Source organism: Paraburkholderia sp. XV (assembly GCF_020177535.1).
Classification (GTDB): Bacteria; Pseudomonadota; Gammaproteobacteria; order Burkholderiales; family Burkholderiaceae; genus Paraburkholderia; species Paraburkholderia caribensis.
Window position 1 is genome coordinate 1 of sequence record NZ_JAGUUD010000072.1, and the last position, 16,265, is coordinate 16,265.

The window sequence follows — 16,265 nt, forward strand, 5'->3', positions numbered from 1 at the left end:
CGATGCACAAAAGGTGGAAAGCAGAAAAAGTGTCCAGGAATACTTGACCACTACAGTGCCGCCCCGCACAGGGGCGACGCGTGAGGCGAGCTAACGTAACGCGGATGCCAGCGCAAAGTCCAAATCGCGGATGCCAGCGCAAACATAAGCACACCACCCAAACGCGTCGCAGACAAAAAAACCTCAAACCTCACCACGCCTCAATCATCAAAGCATCGAGCTTAAACGACCCATCTTCGTGTACATCGAAGTATTCCCGAACCTCATCCGGGGCGAACGCCCACAAAGAGCGAATCGCAGCGACACGCGCCTCAGGCGTCCTCATCCTTGCGACCCACGACGCAAACTCGATATTGAGCCGCCAGCGCTCCCGCACTATAGCCTCGAACCCTGCCGCAGCAAAAAACGCCACCCACTCATCCGCACGATAATCGCGAATATGCGACCCATCGCGCAGCACTTCGACAGCCTGAAGATGCGTATCGAGCAGTGGATGCTCGCTTCCAGCGATATCAATGAACATCACGCGCCCGCCAGGCTTCAAAACCCGCCGCACTTCGGCAAGCGCCAACGGCACATCGTGCCAATGATGCGCGCTCATCCGGCTGACGACCCAATCAAACGAAGCATCGTCGAACGGCATCTTTTCAGCCGCACCCTGCTGCGTACGAATATTCGACAACCCGCGCTCAGCAGCGGCAGCAGCAACCGTAGCCAGCATCTGCGGCGCAATGTCATAAGCCACGACAGATCCAGCAGAAACCGCAACCGCAAAACTCGCATGCCCCGCGCCGCATCCCATATCGAGCACCGCCGCGCCCGGCGTCGCCGCCACAGCAGCCGCCAGCGTCTGCAAATCCACGCCCGTCGCGTGAACCTGGCTCGTCAAATACGAGGCTGCCGTCGAGCCGAACGCGTCGGCTACCTGATCGTGATGCTTCATCGTGTGCTCCTGTGCCTTCAGGGCTGTTTGTGAGGATAGGGTCAAAGTCGCGAGGCGCCTCGCCTGTCGCTACAATAGAGCCCGCCCTGTACCAGTACAAGTCAAGCAATTATTCTGGTATCAACATTACCAGCCACCGCCGTTTCGCCACATGACCACGCCGTCCCCCGCCGATTCCGCCCCGCCGCTCGATGCATCGCCCGCCCGCGCGCTCGGCGAGTTCATCCGCGCGCATCGCGAGCGCCTGTCGCCGCAAGCCGTCGGCCTGCCGCCCGGCCCGCGTCGCCGCACACCCGGCCTGCGGCGCGAGGAAGTCGCGCAGCTGTGCGGCGTCAGCCCGACCTGGTACACCTGGATCGAACAGGGACGGCCCGTGTCCGCGTCCGCCGACGCGCTCGCGCGTATCGCCGTCGCGCTGCAGCTCTCGCGCGCCGAACGCGCGTATCTGTTCGAACTGGCCGCCCAGCGCGACCCGGCCGAGCCGGACCCCGCCGCCGCCGATACCCCCGCCATGCTGCTCAAGACCGTGCAGCTCGTCAGCGCGCCCGCCTACGTGCTCGACCGCCAGTTCACCGCGCTCGCCTGGAACGAGCCAGCGGCAGACCTGTTCGTCGGCTGGCTCGACGGCGAGCACGACCGCAATCTGCTGCGCTACACATTCCTGTCGCCGGATGCGCGCAGCCTGATCGTCGACTGGGAAATCCGCGCGCGGCGTCTCGCCGCCGAATATCGCGCCGATTCGATCCGCCATCAGAACGACGCGCCCACGCGCTCGCTGATCGACGAACTGTCCGCCTCGAGCGACGCGTTCGCGCGCTTCTGGGCGTCGCAAGACGTCAACGAGCGCGAAGGCGGCCAGCGCCGCTTCGATCATCCGCGCGACGGCCACGTCGTCTACAACCAGATCACCTTCAAGCCCGCGCACCGCGAAGACCTGAAGCTCGTCGTGCTGATGCGCGAATGAGCTTTCCCGGCCACCCGAAAGCGGCCCGCACGGCGGGTGTTAAAATCGTTGTCTCCTTCGAGGCGGCGCGCGTCTCCATGCGCCGTCAGCGTCTTCACCTCGCATACTGCCCATCACCATGACGTCCCAACTGCATAAAAAAGGCGAAGCCTGGTCGGCTCGCTTCTCCGAGCCGATGTCGGAACTCGTCAAGCGCTACACGTCGTCGGTCTTCTTCGACAAGCGTCTGGCGCTCGTCGATATCGAAGGCTCGCTTGCGCACGCGTCGATGCTGGCCGCGCAAAAGATCATCAGCGCCGACGACCTCGCGGCAATCCAGCGCGGCATGGCGCAGATCAAGGGTGAAATCGAGCGCGGCGAGTTCGAATGGCAACTCGACCTCGAAGACGTGCACCTGAACATCGAAGCGCGCCTCACCGCCCTGATCGGCGATGCCGGCAAGCGCCTGCACACGGGCCGCTCGCGCAACGACCAGGTCGCGACCGACATCCGCCTGTGGCTGCGCGGCGAAATCGACCGTATCGGCGGTCTGCTGAAGGATCTGCGTCTCGCGCTCCTCGAACTCGCCGAAACCAACGCCGGCACGATCATGCCGGGCTTCACGCATTTGCAGGTCGCGCAGCCCGTGACGTTCGGCCATCACCTGCTCGCCTACGTCGAGATGTTCTCGCGCGACGCCGAGCGCATGGTGGATTGCCGCAAGCGCGTGAACCGCCTGCCGCTCGGCGCAGCGGCGCTCGCCGGCACGAGCTATCCGATCGACCGTCACGCCGTCGCGAAGACGCTCGGCTTCGACGGCATCTGCGCGAACTCGCTCGACGCCGTGTCCGACCGCGACTTCGCGATCGAATTCACGGCGGCGTCGGCGCTGGTCATGACGCACGTGTCGCGCTTCTCCGAAGAACTCGTGCTGTGGATGAGCCCGCGCGTCGGCTTCATCGACATCGCCGACCGCTTCTGCACCGGCTCGTCGATCATGCCGCAGAAGAAGAACCCGGACGTGCCCGAACTGGCGCGCGGCAAGACGGGCCGCGTGAACGGCCATCTGATGGCGCTGCTCACGCTGATGAAAGGCCAGCCGCTCGCGTACAACAAGGACAATCAGGAAGACAAGGAACCGCTGTTCGATACCGTCGACACCGTCGCCGATACGCTGCGTATCTTCGCCGAGATGGTCGCGGGCATCACGGTGAAGGCGGACAACATGCGTGCGGCTGCACTGCAAGGCTTCTCGACGGCAACCGATCTCGCCGACTACCTCGTCAAGCGCGGCTTGCCGTTCCGCGACGCGCACGAAGCCGTCGCGCACGCGGTTCGTTTCTGCGAACAGCGCGGCTGCGATCTGGCCGATCTCACGCTCGACGAGATGAAGGCTGAACTGCCGAACGTCGCTTCGTTGCTGGGCGACGATGTGTTCGGCTATCTGACGCTCGAAGGATCGGTGGCGAGCCGCAATCATCCGGGCGGCACCGCGCCGGATCAGGTGCGCGCCGCTGTTGCCGCTGCGCGGGCTGCGCTCGGCTAGGCCGCTTCCATTCGGCTGCTGAAAGGCGGACTCTCTGGCGAGGGTTCGCCTTTTTTGTTTTCGCACGGGTTGCCTGCGGCTTCAGACCCGTGCGCCTTCGCTGCACCGCGGCAACAGTGGGCCGCTGTCGCCTCGCCTGCCGTTGCGAAGCGCCGTCGTCGGCTACTATCACGGCAACCATCGGCTTTCATCGTTCACTGTCATGATCATCCGCCCACAACTCCGCTGGTTCCGCATGCTGCTCGCGTGGCGCGGTTCCGTGCTGCCCGAACTGCTGCCGCGTCTGTGCGTCATCCTGCTCATTTCGCTGGTCGCGCTCGCCGTGCATGTTCATCTGCTGAAGATCAGCATCAACATGACCACCACGCCGTTCTCGCTGATCGGCATTGCACTGGCTATCTTCCTCGGCTTTCGCAACAGCGCGAGCTATGACCGCTACTGGGAAGCGCGCAAGCTCTGGGGCAGCCTGCTCAACGAGACGCGTTCGCTCACGCGTCAGGTGTTGACGCTGCCGAGCGCCCATATCGACGCAAGCGAAACGCAAGCCTTCGTGCAAGCCTTGTGCGGGTTCGCGCATGCGCTGCGGCATCAGTTGAGAGGTACGGACCCGTCGGAAGATCTGTCGACGAGACTCGACAAGCCGCTCTTCGAGCGCGTCATGTTGTCGCGCTATCGGCCCGCGACGATCATGCTCTGGCTCGGCGAATGGACGCAGCGCCAGGCGCGCGACGGCAAGCTGGACGCATGGACGGTCCAGGCCATCGACCGCAATCTGAATGGGCTCTCGGATGTGGTCGGCGGCTGCGAGCGGATCGTGTCGACGCCGCTGCCGTTCGCGTATTCAGTAATGATTCACCGCACCGTGTACTTCTTCTGCGCGGCGTTGCCCTTCGGGCTGGTGGAAACGGTCGGCGTGTTCACGCCCGTGTTCTCGGTGTTCGTCGCGTACACGTTCATGGCGCTCGACGCGATCGCATCGCAGATTGAAGAGCCGTTCGGCACCGACGACAACGACCTCGCGCTCGATGCGCTGTCCGGGTTCATCGAAGACGCCGCGCGCGACCTGCTCGCGCAGCCTTCGCTGCAAAAAACCGCTGCGAAAGACGGTTACCTGCTCACCTGACGCGCGCACGGGAAACGCGCGCCGAGCCCGCCCGGCGCGCGTCCGTTACAGCAATATCAGTCCGTGCCGTACTTCGGCGAACGCGGACCATACAGCAAACCATCCGCGCCGCCGCTCGACAGCAGCTTGCGGCTCGTCAGGCCCGCGACGTCGTGCGCTTCGTCGCTCAACGTGTGCGCGACCTGCTTCACGGCCGCCTGCACCAGCGCGCCGATCAGCCCGCCGCCGACGTTCACGTTGCCGCCCAGTTCCTTGCCCGTCGCGCCGGCTGCGCCGGACCAGAGGGTATCGCCGGAACGCAGATCGACCAGCTTCGCGCTGGCCGTAACGGCCGTCGTGCTGTCGATCACCATGTACTTCGAGCCATATTGCGAGATCTTCGTGTACAGCGCGGCGTCCGCGCCGAAGATGCTGCGCAGCTTGTCGGGCGCGACGTTCTGGATATCGTTCGCATTGGTCAGCCCGTTGTGCTTGAACGTCTCTTCCATTTCGGCGACAGGCACCACGTAATAGCCGCCTTCCGCGAGCGGCATCGTCATCTGCGACAGCATGCTGTAGCTCGCGCCGACGTCGGTCGTGTCGTTGACGGGCGGCAGCACGAGAATCGTGCTCGGCTTGCTGTTGCGGAACGCGGTGTAGTCCATCTGACGCGCGGGCTTCGACACGCATGCCGTGAGTGCGACCAGCACGGACATCGCAGCGATCAGTTTGAGTGAAAGAATGCGTTTCATCATTATTGGAATTTGCTCAACAGGAAGTCCATGTAAACCGTCGACTCAGGAAACGACTGCTTTTCGGCGAGCAATTCCTGCTTCGCCTGCTGATCGTTGCCGACGCTCGCGTACAGCATGCCCAAATGGGCATGGAAGCCCGGCGGCACCGCTGCGCCCTTCGCGGCGATCTGCTGACGCGCCTTCTCGAGCGCATCGATCTGCTGCTGCGGACTGTTCTTGCCCTTGAAGTACTCGTAGACCTGCGGCTGGTAGCCGTCCCATTGATAGAGCGCAACGCTCTTCGTCGTGTTCGCGCACCCCGTCAGCAGCGCGCACGCTGCCGCGACGGGCAACGCGAGGCCCGTCAGCCATTGTTCTTTTTTCATTGTGGTTCCTCGGAATATCCCGTAACGGACTTACTTCGACGCCTGCAATGCGCCTGCGTCGACCTGCTGCACCAGATGATTGACGGCTTCCTTGATGGCCAGATCGAGCACCTTGCCGTTGAGCGTGGAGTCGTACGAAGCCGTGCCGCCGAAGCCGATCACTTCGCGGTTCGACAGACTGTATTCGCCCGCGCCCTGGCTGGTTGCGACCACTTCGGAAGTCGTCGTGTCGACGATGTTCAGACTGACCTTGGCGTACGCGATCTGGCTCTTGCCCTGCCCCAGAATGCCGAACAACTGGTGGTCGCCGACTTCCTTGCGGCCGAACTCGGTGACGTCGCCGGTAATCACGTAGCTTGCGCCTTTGAGCTTCTGCGTCTTGTTCGCAAGCGACGCTTCCTGCGCGATCTCATTCATGTTGTCGCGCTCGAGTACCGAGAAGCGGCGGCTCTGCTGCAAGGTCGTGACGAGGATAGTCTTCGCCTGGCTGCCCACCACGTCGATGCCGTTGGAGAAGATGCCGCGCAAGTAGCTCGAACGATTGTCGAACTTGCCGACGGAGACGAGCACCGGCTTGCCGGCATACGGCACTTGTGCACTGCTGACTTCGGGCGTCGGCAGCGAGCGCGACGCCTCCGTCGCGCATCCGCTCAGTGCCGCAGCAACGAACGTGGCGACGAGCAATGCGGAGGGTTTGGTTAGCTTCAAGATAGTGATCCCGTTCAAAGAATGGCTCGCGTTCCAGGGCCATCGGGATCAGGCGTGCTGCGTGCCGTGCTTCTATCCGACGCTCTGGTAACGCAACGTAAGATAACGGCACCTGGCGATGCATCTTTAAAAAAATGTCACTAAATGGGAGCGCGCGCAGGACGATTTGACTCACCGCGCATAGAACATGCGTGCGGTGAGAAGCACTTGGCTAATTGAACAATTTTTTCGAAGTCTGCGGCTCAGTCGTTGCCGGCCGTGTCGCCCATGCGCTTGAGCTGGGCGACGCGCGCGCCGATGATATCGACCTGCGAGCGCGCGTCCATCAATGGGACGGTCGCATCGCGGTAAGCCGTCCACGCGCGTTGCGCGCGAGACAGGACGGGCCGCGTATGTGCAGGCAGCTTCGCGTGCAGGCGCCGGTAATAGCGGTTCAGGTCGAACATCGCGTGCTCGCATTGCGCGTCGAACGAGCAGGCGCGCGGGCGCTTCTTCGGGTCCTGCCTGCCCGCGTTCAACGCCGCTGCGCGCAGCGCGAGCGCGCGGTCGCGCACCGGCTGCAACTGCATGTCGGCGACCGCGAGCTGGTAGGACGTGCCGCGTGTCGTGGCGAGCACGTCGGCGAGCAACTTGCCGTCCGCTTCGCGCCAGGCCTTCCAGCGCTTCTGGCTTTCTTCCCACTTCTTGCGCTGCGCGTCGGGTGCTTTGGACAGCAACTGCTGCAACGACTGGTCCATCGACGCCTGCCACGCGAGCCGCGCCGCGTCCATGCACTGCACCTGACCGATCGTCGACGACATGTCGGCGCGCGCCAGACACGCGCGCATCGATGCGTCGATGGGGTCGGCGGCAGCGACTTCGGCATGCGCCGCGCCGGGTGCCATCATCAGCGCGCTCGCCAACGTCACTGCCGATGCGAACGCGCACAGCGCCGCCGGCGCGCTCTCGCGCGCACGACGCCACCACCCGGAGCGCAGTGCTGTCTTCACCATCACGAATCGCGCACGCAATCGACGAAGTACTCGATGCGCCCGTTGATCGTCTCACCGACCAGCCCGTGGATATCCGTATGGAAGCCCGGGAAGCGCTCGTTGAACTCGCGCGCGAAGCGCAGATAGTTGACGATGGTCCGGTTGAAGCGCTCGCCCGGAATCAGCAGCGGAATGCCCGGCGGGTACGGCGTCAGCAGGATCGACGTGACGCGGCCTTCGAGTTCGTCGATGGGCACGCGGTCGATCTCGCGGTGCGCGAGCTTCGCGAACGCGTCCGAAGGCTTCATGGCGGGCTCCATGCTCGACAGGTACATCTCCGTCGTCAGACGCGCGATGTCGTTCGCACGGTAGACGCTGTGGATCTGTTCGCACAGATCGCGCAGGCCGATGCGCTCATAGGCCGGATGTTGCGCGACGAACTCGGGCAGCACGCGCCACAGCGGCTGGTTGTTGTCGTAGTCGTCCTTGAACTGCTGAAGCTCCGTGACCATCGAGTTCCAGCGGCCCTTCGTGATGCCGATCGTGAACATGATGAAGAACGAGTACAAACCCGTCTTCTCGACGATGATGCCGTGCTCCGCCAGATACTTCGTGACGATCGCCGCGGGAATGCCCGTCTCGCCGAATTCGCCGTCCACGTCGAGCCCCGGCGTGATGATCGTCGCCTTGATCGGGTCGAGCATGTTGAAGCCGTCCGCGAGCGGGCCGAAGCCGTGCCAGCGGTCGTTCGGACGCAGCATCCAGTCTTCGCGCGAGCCGATGCCTTCTTCCGCCAGTTCTTCCGGGCCCCAGACCTTGAAGAACCAGTCGTCGCCGTATTCGGCATCGACCTTGCGCATCGCGCGGCGGAAGTCGAGCGCCTCGGCAATCGATTCCTCGACCAGCGCCGTGCCGCCCGGCGGCTCCATCATCGCCGCCGCCACGTCGCACGACGCGATGATCGCGTATTGCGGCGAGGTGGACGTGTGCATCAGATACGCCTCGTTGAAGCGGTGGCGGTCGAAGGTGCTGTTCTCGCTGTCCTGCACGAGAATCTGCGACGCCTGCGAAATACCCGCCAGCAGCTTGTGCGTGGAGTGCGTCGCGAACACCAGCGCGCCCGTGCGCGGGCGGCCCGCGCCGATCGCGTGCATGTCCTGATAGAACTCGTGAAACTCGGCGTGCGGCAGCCACGCCTCGTCGAAGTGCAGCGTGTCGAGCAGATCGCCGAGCAGATCCTTGATCATTTCGACGTTGTAGATCACGCCGTCATACGTGCTCTGCGTGATTGTCAAAATGCGCGGCTTGAGGTTCGGGTTCTTCGCGAGCGCCTCGCGCGCGAACGGATTCGCCTCGATCTTCTTGCGGATGTTTTCCGGCTTGAATTCGTCGCGCGGAATCGGCCCGATGATGCCGAAGTGATTGCGCGTCGGCGTCAGGAACACGGGGATCGCGTGCGTCATCGTGATCGCGTGCAGGATCGACTTGTGGCAGTTGCGGTCCACCAGCACGATGTCGCCCGGCGCCACGGTGGCATGCCAGACGATCTTGTTGGACGTGGACGTGCCGTTCGTCACGAAGAACAGATGGTCCGCGCTGAAGATGCGCGCCGCGTTGCGCTCCGATGCCGCGACCGGGCCGGTGTGGTCGAGCAGCTGGCCGAGTTCGTCGACGGCATTGCAGACGTCCGCGCGCAGCATGTTCTCGCCGAAAAACTGGTGGAACATCTGGCCGAGCGGGTTCTTCAGGAACGCCACGCCGCCCGAGTGGCCGGGACAGTGCCACGAGTACGAGCCTTCGTCCGCGTATTGCACCAGTTCCTTGAAGAACGGCGGCGCGAGCGAATCCAGATACACCTTCGCCTCGCGGATGATGTGCCGCGCGACGAACTCCGGCGTGTCCTCGAACATGTGGATGAAGCCATGCAGTTCGCGCAGGATGTCGTTCGGCAGATGGCGCGAGGTGCGCGTTTCGCCGTACAGGAAGATGGGGATGTCCGCATTGCGCTTGCGCACCGCCTCGACGAACGCGCGCAGGTCGACGATCGCGGGCGCGACGTCGGGCGTTTCGCCGTCGCCGTTCTCGACGTAGGGCAGCAGTTCATCGTCGTCGATCGACAGGATGAAGCACGACGCGCGGCTCGACTGCTGCGCGAACGAGGTCAGATCGCCATAGCTCGTGAGACCCAGCACTTCCGCGCCTTCTTTCTCGATAGCCTCGGCAAGCGCCCGGATGCCGGAACCCGAGATGTTCTCGGAGCGGAAGTCCTCGTCGATGATGACGACGGGAAAACGAAACTTCATGTGCGATTCTCCAAAAAGAACGACCGCTGCTTCTGATGCGCAGCGGTCACCCGGATAGCTGGTGATTCAATGCGCGGTTGCGTTACGTCTTCGGTAACGTCACGCCATGCTGTCCTTGATATTTGCCGCCGCGATCCGCGTACGACACGTCGCAAATCTCGTCGCTTTCGAAGAACAGCACCTGCGCAACGCCTTCGTTCGCGTAGATTTTCGCAGGCAAAGGTGTCGTATTTGAGAATTCGAGCGTGACGTGCCCTTCCCATTCCGGCTCGAACGGCGTCACGTTGACGATGATGCCGCAGCGCGCGTACGTCGATTTGCCGAGGCAGACCGTCAGCACGCTGCGCGGAATGCGGAAATACTCGACCGTGCGCGCGAGCGCGAACGAGTTGGGCGGGATGATGCAGACGTCGCCCTTGAAATCGACAAACGATTTCTCGTCGAAGTTCTTCGGATCGACGATGGTCGAGTTGATGTTCGTGAAGATCTTGAATTCGTCGGCGCAGCGGATGTCGTAGCCGTAGCTCGACGTGCCGTAACTGACGATCTTGCGACCGTCTTCCGTCGCGCGCACCTGGCCTGGCGCGAACGGCTCGATCATCTTGTGCTCTGCGGCCATGCGCCGGATCCACTTGTCGGATTTGATGCTCATAGGTGAACGCTGCTGACGGGGTGAAATCGGGCCGGCTGACGCTTGCGCGCTGCTTTCGCAACACGCGCCGCCGGACGAAAGGCGCTTATTTTACGCGAACCTGGCGGGCGTGCCCGATGCAAGCTGAATCGCATGCGCGGACGAGCCGCGCCATGGCGCGCGCCGGCTCTGACAGCCATCGACGATGCAACGTGGATAACGGCAGGAATCGAAGCGAAAACAGGCGGGAGAACGGGCGTTTGCGTATCGCGCAAACGATTGGCGGATAAGAAGCAGGACGAACTGCCGAAGGCGAACGGCGCTGCTTACTGACGGATCAGCCCGCACGCGAGCGCGGGGCCGGCGCCGTGTTGCGGATACGCGTAGGGATCGGACGCTTCGCGGTGGACCAGCACGGCGCGCTGCAGCACGGAGCGCACGCCGTCGAGCGAGACATCAGGCGCGACGATGAAGCCCGCCGCCACGCCCGCCGCGTCCGCGTGGATGTTGCCGAGGTCGCCCTCGACGCGCGAACCCGACTTCAACCGCTCCGCAGCGGGTGCGAACACGGCGCCCGCGCCGGCGCCGTCGGCGGAATTGCAGTCGCCGCGTTCGTGCACCTGCAGCGCGTGATCGCTGTTCGGCGGCAAGCCCGTGAGGTTGTAGGTCACCTGAACGCCGTCAGAACGTTCGATGAACGTAACCATGCCGCGCGTCTGGTTGCCCAGCGTCGGCAGCAGTTGCGCGTCAGCGCGTTTCTCCTGTGGCTTCAGGAAGCCCATGCACCCTGACAGCAGGGCGCTGGCCGCAGCCAGGACGACGATGGTCTTGATCGCCTCGCCGCCGATTCGTTTTCTCATGCGATCCTCTTGTCGAGCGCCGGCCGTCTCCGCGACCGCGTTGCCGGACCTGATGAAGCCGACATGATACCGCGAGCGGGGCCGCATTCAGACCCCTTTCCACCCGTTCCCGGAAGCGTTGATCGAAGCGTTGTCCGGCGCGTTGTTCAATTGCGCCGCGCCGGCCACAGCAACGCCTTCGCGCCTTATGTGTTCTGCACGACGATGGTCGGGAACTTCGAGCTCATGTCGCGCGAGCGCTCGGCGATATGAATCGCGACCTTGCGCGCAATCGTCCGGTAGATCTCCGCGATGCGGCCGTCCGGGTCCGCGACCACGGTCGGCGTGCCCGAGTCGGCCTGTTCGCGAATCGCGATGTCGAGCGGCAGGCTGCCGAGCACGTCGACGCCATATTCCTTCGACATCCGTTCCGCCCCGCCCGTCCCGAAGATATGCTCTTCGTGACCGCAGTTCGAGCAGATATGCATGCCCATGTTCTCGACGATGCCGAGAATGGGAATGCCTACCTTCTCGAACATCTTCAAGCCCTTCTTAGCATCGAGCAACGCGATGTCCTGCGGCGTCGTGACGATCACGGCGCCCGTGACGGGCACGCGCTGCGACAGCGTGAGCTGGATGTCGCCCGTGCCCGGCGGCATGTCGACGATCAGGTAGTCGAGATCTTTCCAGTTGGTCTGCCGCAGCAACTGCTCGAGCGCGGACGTGGCCATCGGGCCGCGCCACACCATCGGGTTGTCCTGTTCGACCAGAAAGCCGATCGAGTTCGCCTGCACGCCATGGCCCGCCATCGGGTTCATCGACTGGCCGTCGGGCGACTCCGGGCGGCCCTCGATGCCGAGCATCATGGGCAGCGACGGGCCGTAGATGTCGGCGTCCAGAATACCCACCGACGCGCCTTCGCTCGCCAGTGCAAGCGCAAGGTTCACGGCCGTCGTGCTCTTGCCGACACCGCCCTTGCCCGACGCAACGGCCACGATATTCTTCACGTTCGGCAACAGTTTGACGCCCCGCTGCACGGTATGCGCAGCGATGTCCTGCGACACTTGCACACGCGCCGCTTCGACGCCAGGCACCGCGCGCAGCGCCTGCTCGACTTGCGCGCGGATCGCTTCGAACTGACGCCTGGCCGGATAGCCGAGTACCACGTCGACGCTGACCGTGGCACCATCGACGCTGACGTTCCTGAAGTTCTTCGCTGCGGCGAAGGGCTTTTGGGTGTTAGGGTCGGCGATGGCCGCGAGGGCGGCGTCTACCAAAGCCCGATCGATGCTCATTGAGTCTCCGTGGGAACGCGTGGCGCGGTGCGCGATCGAAATCTGCGCTGCACGCCTGAAATATTGAAAGAAATTGTTATCCGGCATTGCCTAAAACCTATCTCATTGGCACGCTTGCCGCGCAAGTTTTGCAATAGGGCCGAATCGTCGCCTGCTCAGTCGTCATTGTAGTGGCTGACGCAGGGGCCTGCCGGAAGACCCTTTCCGGCTGTCGGCACGGTCCCAAGCCCTTGCAACTGTCGACTGTTTAATTGAAGAGAGGAACCAGAATGAATGCAAAAATCATGACCCGTTTGTCGGCACTGGCTGTCGTCGGTGCGCTGCTCGGCGGCTGCGCGACCCAGCAAGGCACGGATACGGCTGTCGGCACGGGCGTCGGCGCAGGCACGGGCGCCGCGCTCGGCGCGATCTTCGGCGGCGGCAAGGGCGCTGCGATCGGCGCAGGCGTCGGCGCGGCTGTCGGCGGCGTGACCGGCTACAACTGGCAGAACATCAAGAACAAGCTGTCGGGCGCGACGAAGGGCACGGGCACGCAGATCACCGAGCAGCCGGACGGCTCGCTGAAGCTGAACATCCCGAGCTCGGTCACGTTCGACACGAACAGCTACGCGATCAAGCCGACGTTCGCCCCCGTGCTGACGCAGGTTGCGCAAACGCTGAACCAGAACCCGGAAGTCGTCGCGCAAGTCGTGGGCCACACGGACAGCACCGGCCAGCCCGCCTACAACCAGACGCTCTCCGTCAACCGCGCGCAAAGCGTCGTGAACCAGCTCGCGCAAGACGGCGTCGCGCAACAGCGCCTCGCGGCATCGGGCATGGGCGCCAACCAGCCGATCGCCGACAACAACACGGAAGCGGGCCGCGCGCAAAACCGCCGCGTCGAAATCTACCTGCGTGCGACGGCGCAGCACGCCCAATAAGCTTTTGGGGAAAGACAGACCGTCAGAGCAGGCATCCACGCGCCGGTTTGCGAGGCGCGTTCAGTCGAACCTCGAAGGGCCTCACAAGCTGATCGAAAAATTTTTCGAACTCTTGTGAAATTCCGCGGTCTGTCTTTACGGTACGTGTGCGGCGACGCCGCCGCGTCACCATTCTCCTCTTGTCGTTGTTGCTCCGGGGCCTATAGCCCCGGTTTTTTTTGCCTGTTTTCTGACGGGTTCCTGCCCCGCTTTCGCCAGCCACTGGCGTTCGTTCCGCAGGCGAAGCCCCCCATTTTTCCTCGCATCGCGCTCGCGTCCCCGCACCATCATTCTCCGCGCGCTGTCGCCAGCAGTTCACGCTGGTAAAATCGACGATTCGGGCCGGTTCCGCGCGCGACGAGAGTCCGCAAAGCCGCGTTCGACACCCGAGCTGCATGAGCGGACACTCCGCCCATGCGGTCCTGGGCACAGCGCCGTCCGCTGACGCCGAAACGTCGTGACGGCCGCCCGTACCTTCCGCCAGTCCATAGAACCCACATGTCAGCAACCGACGCCACCGCGGTTCAATCCGCGGACCTCACCGCCGCCGGCGCGCCGAAGGGCCGCCGTCAGATCCTCGTCACGTCTGCCCTGCCGTACGCGAACGGGCAAATCCATATCGGCCATCTGGTCGAATATATCCAGACGGACATCTGGGTCCGCGCGCTGCGAATGCACGGGCACGAGGTCTACTACGTCGGCGCCGACGACACGCACGGCACCCCGATCATGCTGAAGGCGGAGCAGGAAGGCATCACGCCGAAGCAGCTGATCGAGCGCGTGTGGCAGGAGCACAAGCGCGACTTCGACAACTTCGGCATTTCGTTCGACAACTACTACTCGACGGATTCCGAAGAGAATCGCGTATTGTCTGAATCGATCTACACGGCATTGCAGAAGGCCGGCCTGATCGAAGCGCGCGACATCGAGCAGGCGTACGACCCGGTCAAGGAAATGTTCCTGCCGGACCGCTTCATCAAGGGCGAGTGCCCGAAGTGCCACGCCAAGGACCAGTACGGCGACAACTGCGAAGTGTGCGGCTCGACCTATCAGCCGACCGAGCTGATCAACCCGTATTCCGTCGTGTCGGGCGCGACGCCCGTGAAGAAGACCTCGACGCACTACTTCTTCAAGCTGTCCGATCCGCGCTGCGAGAATTTCCTGCGCGGCTGGGTCGGCGGCCTCGCGCAGCAGGAAGCGACCAACAAGATGCGCGAATGGCTCGGCGACGCGGGTGAAGCGAAGCTCGCCGACTGGGACATCTCGCGCGACGCGCCCTACTTCGGCTTCGAGATTCCCGGCGCGCCGGGCAAGTATTTCTACGTGTGGCTGGACGCGCCCGTCGGCTACTACGCGAGCTTCCGCAATCTGGCGGAAAAGCGCGGCCTCGATTTCGACGCATGGACGAAGCAAGGCGCGACGACCGAGCAGTATCACTTCATCGGCAAGGACATCCTGTATTTCCACACGCTGTTCTGGCCGGCCATGCTGGAATTTTCGGGCCATCGCACGCCGACCAACGTGTTCGCGCACGGCTTCCTGACCGTCGACGGCGCGAAGATGTCGAAGTCGCGTGGCACGTTCATCACCGCCAACAGCGTGATCGAAACGGGGATGAACCCCGAGTGGCTGCGCTACTACTTCGCGGCCAAGCTGAACAGCACGATGGAAGACATCGACCTGAATCTCGAGGACTTCCAGGCGCGCGTGAACAGCGATCTCGTCGGCAAGTACGTGAACATCGCGAGCCGCGCGGCGGGCTTTCTGATCAAGCGTTTCGACGGGCGCGTGCAGGACAGCGCGATGCAGCATCCGCTGCTCGCGTCGCTGCGCACGGCGATTCCGCAGATCGCCGCGCATTACGAGGCACGCGACTACGGCCGCGCGCTGCGTCAGACCATGGAACTCGCAGACGCCGTCAACGCGTACGTCGATACGGCCAAGCCGTGGGATCAGGCGAAGGACCCGGCCAATGCCGTCGCGCTGCACGAGACGTGCAGCGTGTCGCTCGAGGCGTTCCGGCTGCTGTCGCTGGCCCTCAAGCCCGTGCTGCCGAAGGTCATCGAAGCGGCCGAATCGTTCCTCGGCATCGAGCCGCTGACGTGGTCGCACGCGAATACGCCACTGAGCTCGGCGCGCGCGATCAACGCGTACAAGCATCTGATGACGCGCGTCGACCCGAAGCAGATCGAGGCGCTGCTCGCCGCGAACCGGGGCTCGCTGCAGCCGGCTGTGTCGCCCGAGGCCCAGGCCGCCGACGCAAAAACCAAAGCCAAGGCGCACGCGAAAGCGACGGCGGCCGTGCACGGCGACGCGCAAGCGAAGCCGGACGACAGCGGCATCATCACGATCGACGACTTCGCGAAGATCGATCTGCGCATCGCGAAGATCGTCGACTGCCGCGCGGTCGAGGGGTCGGACAAGCTGCTGCAACTCACGCTCGACGTCGGCGAAGAGAAGACGCGCAACGTGTTCTCCGGCATCAAGTCGGCGTATCAACCGGAACAGCTGGTCGGCAAGCTGACCGTGATGGTCGCGAACCTCGCGCCCCGCAAGATGAAGTTCGGGTTGTCGGAAGGCATGGTGCTCGCGGCATCGGCGGCTGACGAAAAGGCCGAACCGGGCATCTATGTGCTCGAACCGGACAGCGGCGCGAAGCCCGGCATGCGCGTCAAGTAACACCTAAGCGGCCATCCTCCGGCGCGGCCCCCGCGCCCACGCAAAAAAGCACGTCTCCCGACGTGCTTTTTTTTCGCCCTTACGCCCGGGCTTTTTGCAGCGGCTTCCTCTCTCAAAATAAGACTCCTCCTAGATTCATCCGCAGCGAATTCTTCGAAAATCGAGATCGCTTTATGAGACGCGCGCCGCGGGCCTCCTACGCAGACGGCACGCGCTTCGCGGTAGA

The 16,265-nt window shown here is 63.7% G+C and carries 14 protein-coding genes; 5 read left to right on the top strand and 9 right to left on the bottom strand.

Annotation, left to right across the window (positions count from 1 at the left end; all coding sequences use genetic code 11):
• Positions 1 to 190 precede the first annotated feature (190 nt).
• Complete coding sequence (locus tag KFO72_RS27550) at positions 191 to 943, bottom strand: class I SAM-dependent methyltransferase (RefSeq protein WP_225033452.1); 753 nt, start codon at positions 941 to 943, stop codon at positions 191 to 193.
• A gap of 151 nt (positions 944 to 1,094) precedes the next feature.
• Between KFO72_RS27550 and KFO72_RS27555 the strand changes: the two genes are divergently transcribed.
• From KFO72_RS27555 to KFO72_RS27565, 3 genes are all read left to right on the top strand, one after another.
• Complete coding sequence (locus KFO72_RS27555) at positions 1,095 to 1,907, top strand: helix-turn-helix transcriptional regulator (protein WP_036003478.1); 813 nt, start codon at positions 1,095 to 1,097, stop codon at positions 1,905 to 1,907.
• Positions 1,908 to 2,025: 118 nt separating this feature from the next.
• Positions 2,026 to 3,432 (top strand): argininosuccinate lyase, encoded by a 1,407-nt coding sequence (gene argH, locus KFO72_RS27560; RefSeq protein WP_225033453.1) that lies wholly within the window; start codon positions 2,026 to 2,028, stop codon positions 3,430 to 3,432.
• A gap of 202 nt (positions 3,433 to 3,634) precedes the next feature.
• Complete coding sequence (locus tag KFO72_RS27565) at positions 3,635 to 4,555, top strand: bestrophin family protein (RefSeq protein ID WP_224100234.1); 921 nt, start codon at positions 3,635 to 3,637, stop codon at positions 4,553 to 4,555.
• Between the two features lie 56 nt (positions 4,556 to 4,611).
• Here KFO72_RS27565 and KFO72_RS27570 read toward each other — a convergent pair whose 3' ends face one another.
• The 8 genes from KFO72_RS27570 to apbC form a co-directional block, all read right to left on the bottom strand.
• The gene (locus KFO72_RS27570) at positions 4,612 to 5,286 is read right to left on the bottom strand and encodes a DUF799 domain-containing protein (RefSeq protein WP_054929889.1); all 675 of its coding nucleotides are present in this window, start codon (positions 5,284 to 5,286) and stop codon (positions 4,612 to 4,614) included.
• 2 nt (positions 5,287 to 5,288) lie between these two features.
• Positions 5,289 to 5,654 carry a DUF4810 domain-containing protein gene (locus KFO72_RS27575; RefSeq protein ID WP_060599997.1) on the bottom strand — a complete coding sequence of 122 codons (366 nt, stop codon included), beginning with the start codon at positions 5,652 to 5,654 and terminating at the stop codon, positions 5,289 to 5,291.
• Positions 5,655 to 5,684: 30 nt separating this feature from the next.
• Entirely contained in the window at positions 5,685 to 6,362 is a 678-nt protein-coding gene (locus tag KFO72_RS27580) for a CsgG/HfaB family protein (protein WP_036003470.1), read from the bottom strand.
• A 242-nt stretch (positions 6,363 to 6,604) separates the two neighbouring features.
• Positions 6,605 to 7,354 carry a lysozyme inhibitor LprI family protein gene (locus KFO72_RS27585; protein ID WP_176053737.1) on the bottom strand — a complete coding sequence of 250 codons (750 nt, stop codon included), beginning with the start codon at positions 7,352 to 7,354 and terminating at the stop codon, positions 6,605 to 6,607.
• On the bottom strand, positions 7,354 to 9,636 hold the full coding sequence (locus KFO72_RS27590) for an arginine/lysine/ornithine decarboxylase (RefSeq protein WP_054929876.1): 2,283 nt from the start codon (positions 9,634 to 9,636) through the stop codon (positions 7,354 to 7,356). The genes KFO72_RS27585 and KFO72_RS27590 overlap by 1 nt, the downstream gene beginning before the upstream one ends.
• A gap of 82 nt (positions 9,637 to 9,718) precedes the next feature.
• Positions 9,719 to 10,288, bottom strand: a complete 570-nt coding sequence (gene dcd / locus KFO72_RS27595) for a dCTP deaminase (protein ID WP_036003461.1) — start codon at positions 10,286 to 10,288, stop codon at positions 9,719 to 9,721.
• A gap of 305 nt (positions 10,289 to 10,593) precedes the next feature.
• Entirely contained in the window at positions 10,594 to 11,127 is a 534-nt protein-coding gene (locus KFO72_RS27600) for a superoxide dismutase family protein (RefSeq protein ID WP_054929888.1), read from the bottom strand.
• 185 nt (positions 11,128 to 11,312) lie between these two features.
• On the bottom strand, positions 11,313 to 12,401 hold the full coding sequence (gene apbC / locus KFO72_RS27605; protein WP_054929887.1) for an iron-sulfur cluster carrier protein ApbC: 1,089 nt from the start codon (positions 12,399 to 12,401) through the stop codon (positions 11,313 to 11,315).
• 269 nt (positions 12,402 to 12,670) lie between these two features.
• Between apbC and KFO72_RS27610 the strand changes: the two genes are divergently transcribed.
• Positions 12,671 to 13,321: an OmpA family protein gene (locus KFO72_RS27610; protein ID WP_054929875.1), complete on the top strand. Its 651-nt coding sequence runs from the start codon at positions 12,671 to 12,673 to the stop codon at positions 13,319 to 13,321.
• A gap of 537 nt (positions 13,322 to 13,858) precedes the next feature.
• The gene (gene metG / locus KFO72_RS27615; protein WP_225033454.1) at positions 13,859 to 16,039 is read left to right on the top strand and encodes a methionine--tRNA ligase; all 2,181 of its coding nucleotides are present in this window, start codon (positions 13,859 to 13,861) and stop codon (positions 16,037 to 16,039) included.
• The last annotated feature ends 226 nt before the right edge of the window (positions 16,040 to 16,265 follow it).

Excerpts from the sequence above, each read along its gene's own strand:
- KFO72_RS27590 (WP_054929876.1), bottom strand. The coding sequence starts at position 9,636 with ATGAAGTTTCGTTTTCCCGTCGTCATCATCGACGAGGACTTCCGCTCC.
- KFO72_RS27555 (WP_036003478.1), top strand. The coding sequence starts at position 1,095 with ATGACCACGCCGTCCCCCGCCGATTCCGCCCCGCCGCTCGATGCATCG.
- KFO72_RS27600 (WP_054929888.1), bottom strand. The coding sequence starts at position 11,127 with ATGAGAAAACGAATCGGCGGCGAGGCGATCAAGACCATCGTCGTCCTG.
- apbC (WP_054929887.1), bottom strand. The coding sequence starts at position 12,401 with ATGAGCATCGATCGGGCTTTGGTAGACGCCGCCCTCGCGGCCATCGCC.
- KFO72_RS27550 (WP_225033452.1), bottom strand. The coding sequence starts at position 943 with ATGAAGCATCACGATCAGGTAGCCGACGCGTTCGGCTCGACGGCAGCC.
- KFO72_RS27570 (WP_054929889.1), bottom strand. The coding sequence starts at position 5,286 with ATGAAACGCATTCTTTCACTCAAACTGATCGCTGCGATGTCCGTGCTG.
- metG (WP_225033454.1), top strand. The coding sequence starts at position 13,859 with ATGTCAGCAACCGACGCCACCGCGGTTCAATCCGCGGACCTCACCGCC.
- argH (WP_225033453.1), top strand. The coding sequence starts at position 2,026 with ATGACGTCCCAACTGCATAAAAAAGGCGAAGCCTGGTCGGCTCGCTTC.
- KFO72_RS27585 (WP_176053737.1), bottom strand. The coding sequence starts at position 7,354 with ATGGTGAAGACAGCACTGCGCTCCGGGTGGTGGCGTCGTGCGCGCGAG.
- KFO72_RS27575 (WP_060599997.1), bottom strand. The coding sequence starts at position 5,654 with ATGAAAAAAGAACAATGGCTGACGGGCCTCGCGTTGCCCGTCGCGGCA.
- KFO72_RS27610 (WP_054929875.1), top strand. The coding sequence starts at position 12,671 with ATGAATGCAAAAATCATGACCCGTTTGTCGGCACTGGCTGTCGTCGGT.
- KFO72_RS27565 (WP_224100234.1), top strand. The coding sequence starts at position 3,635 with ATGATCATCCGCCCACAACTCCGCTGGTTCCGCATGCTGCTCGCGTGG.
- dcd (WP_036003461.1), bottom strand. The coding sequence starts at position 10,288 with ATGAGCATCAAATCCGACAAGTGGATCCGGCGCATGGCCGCAGAGCAC.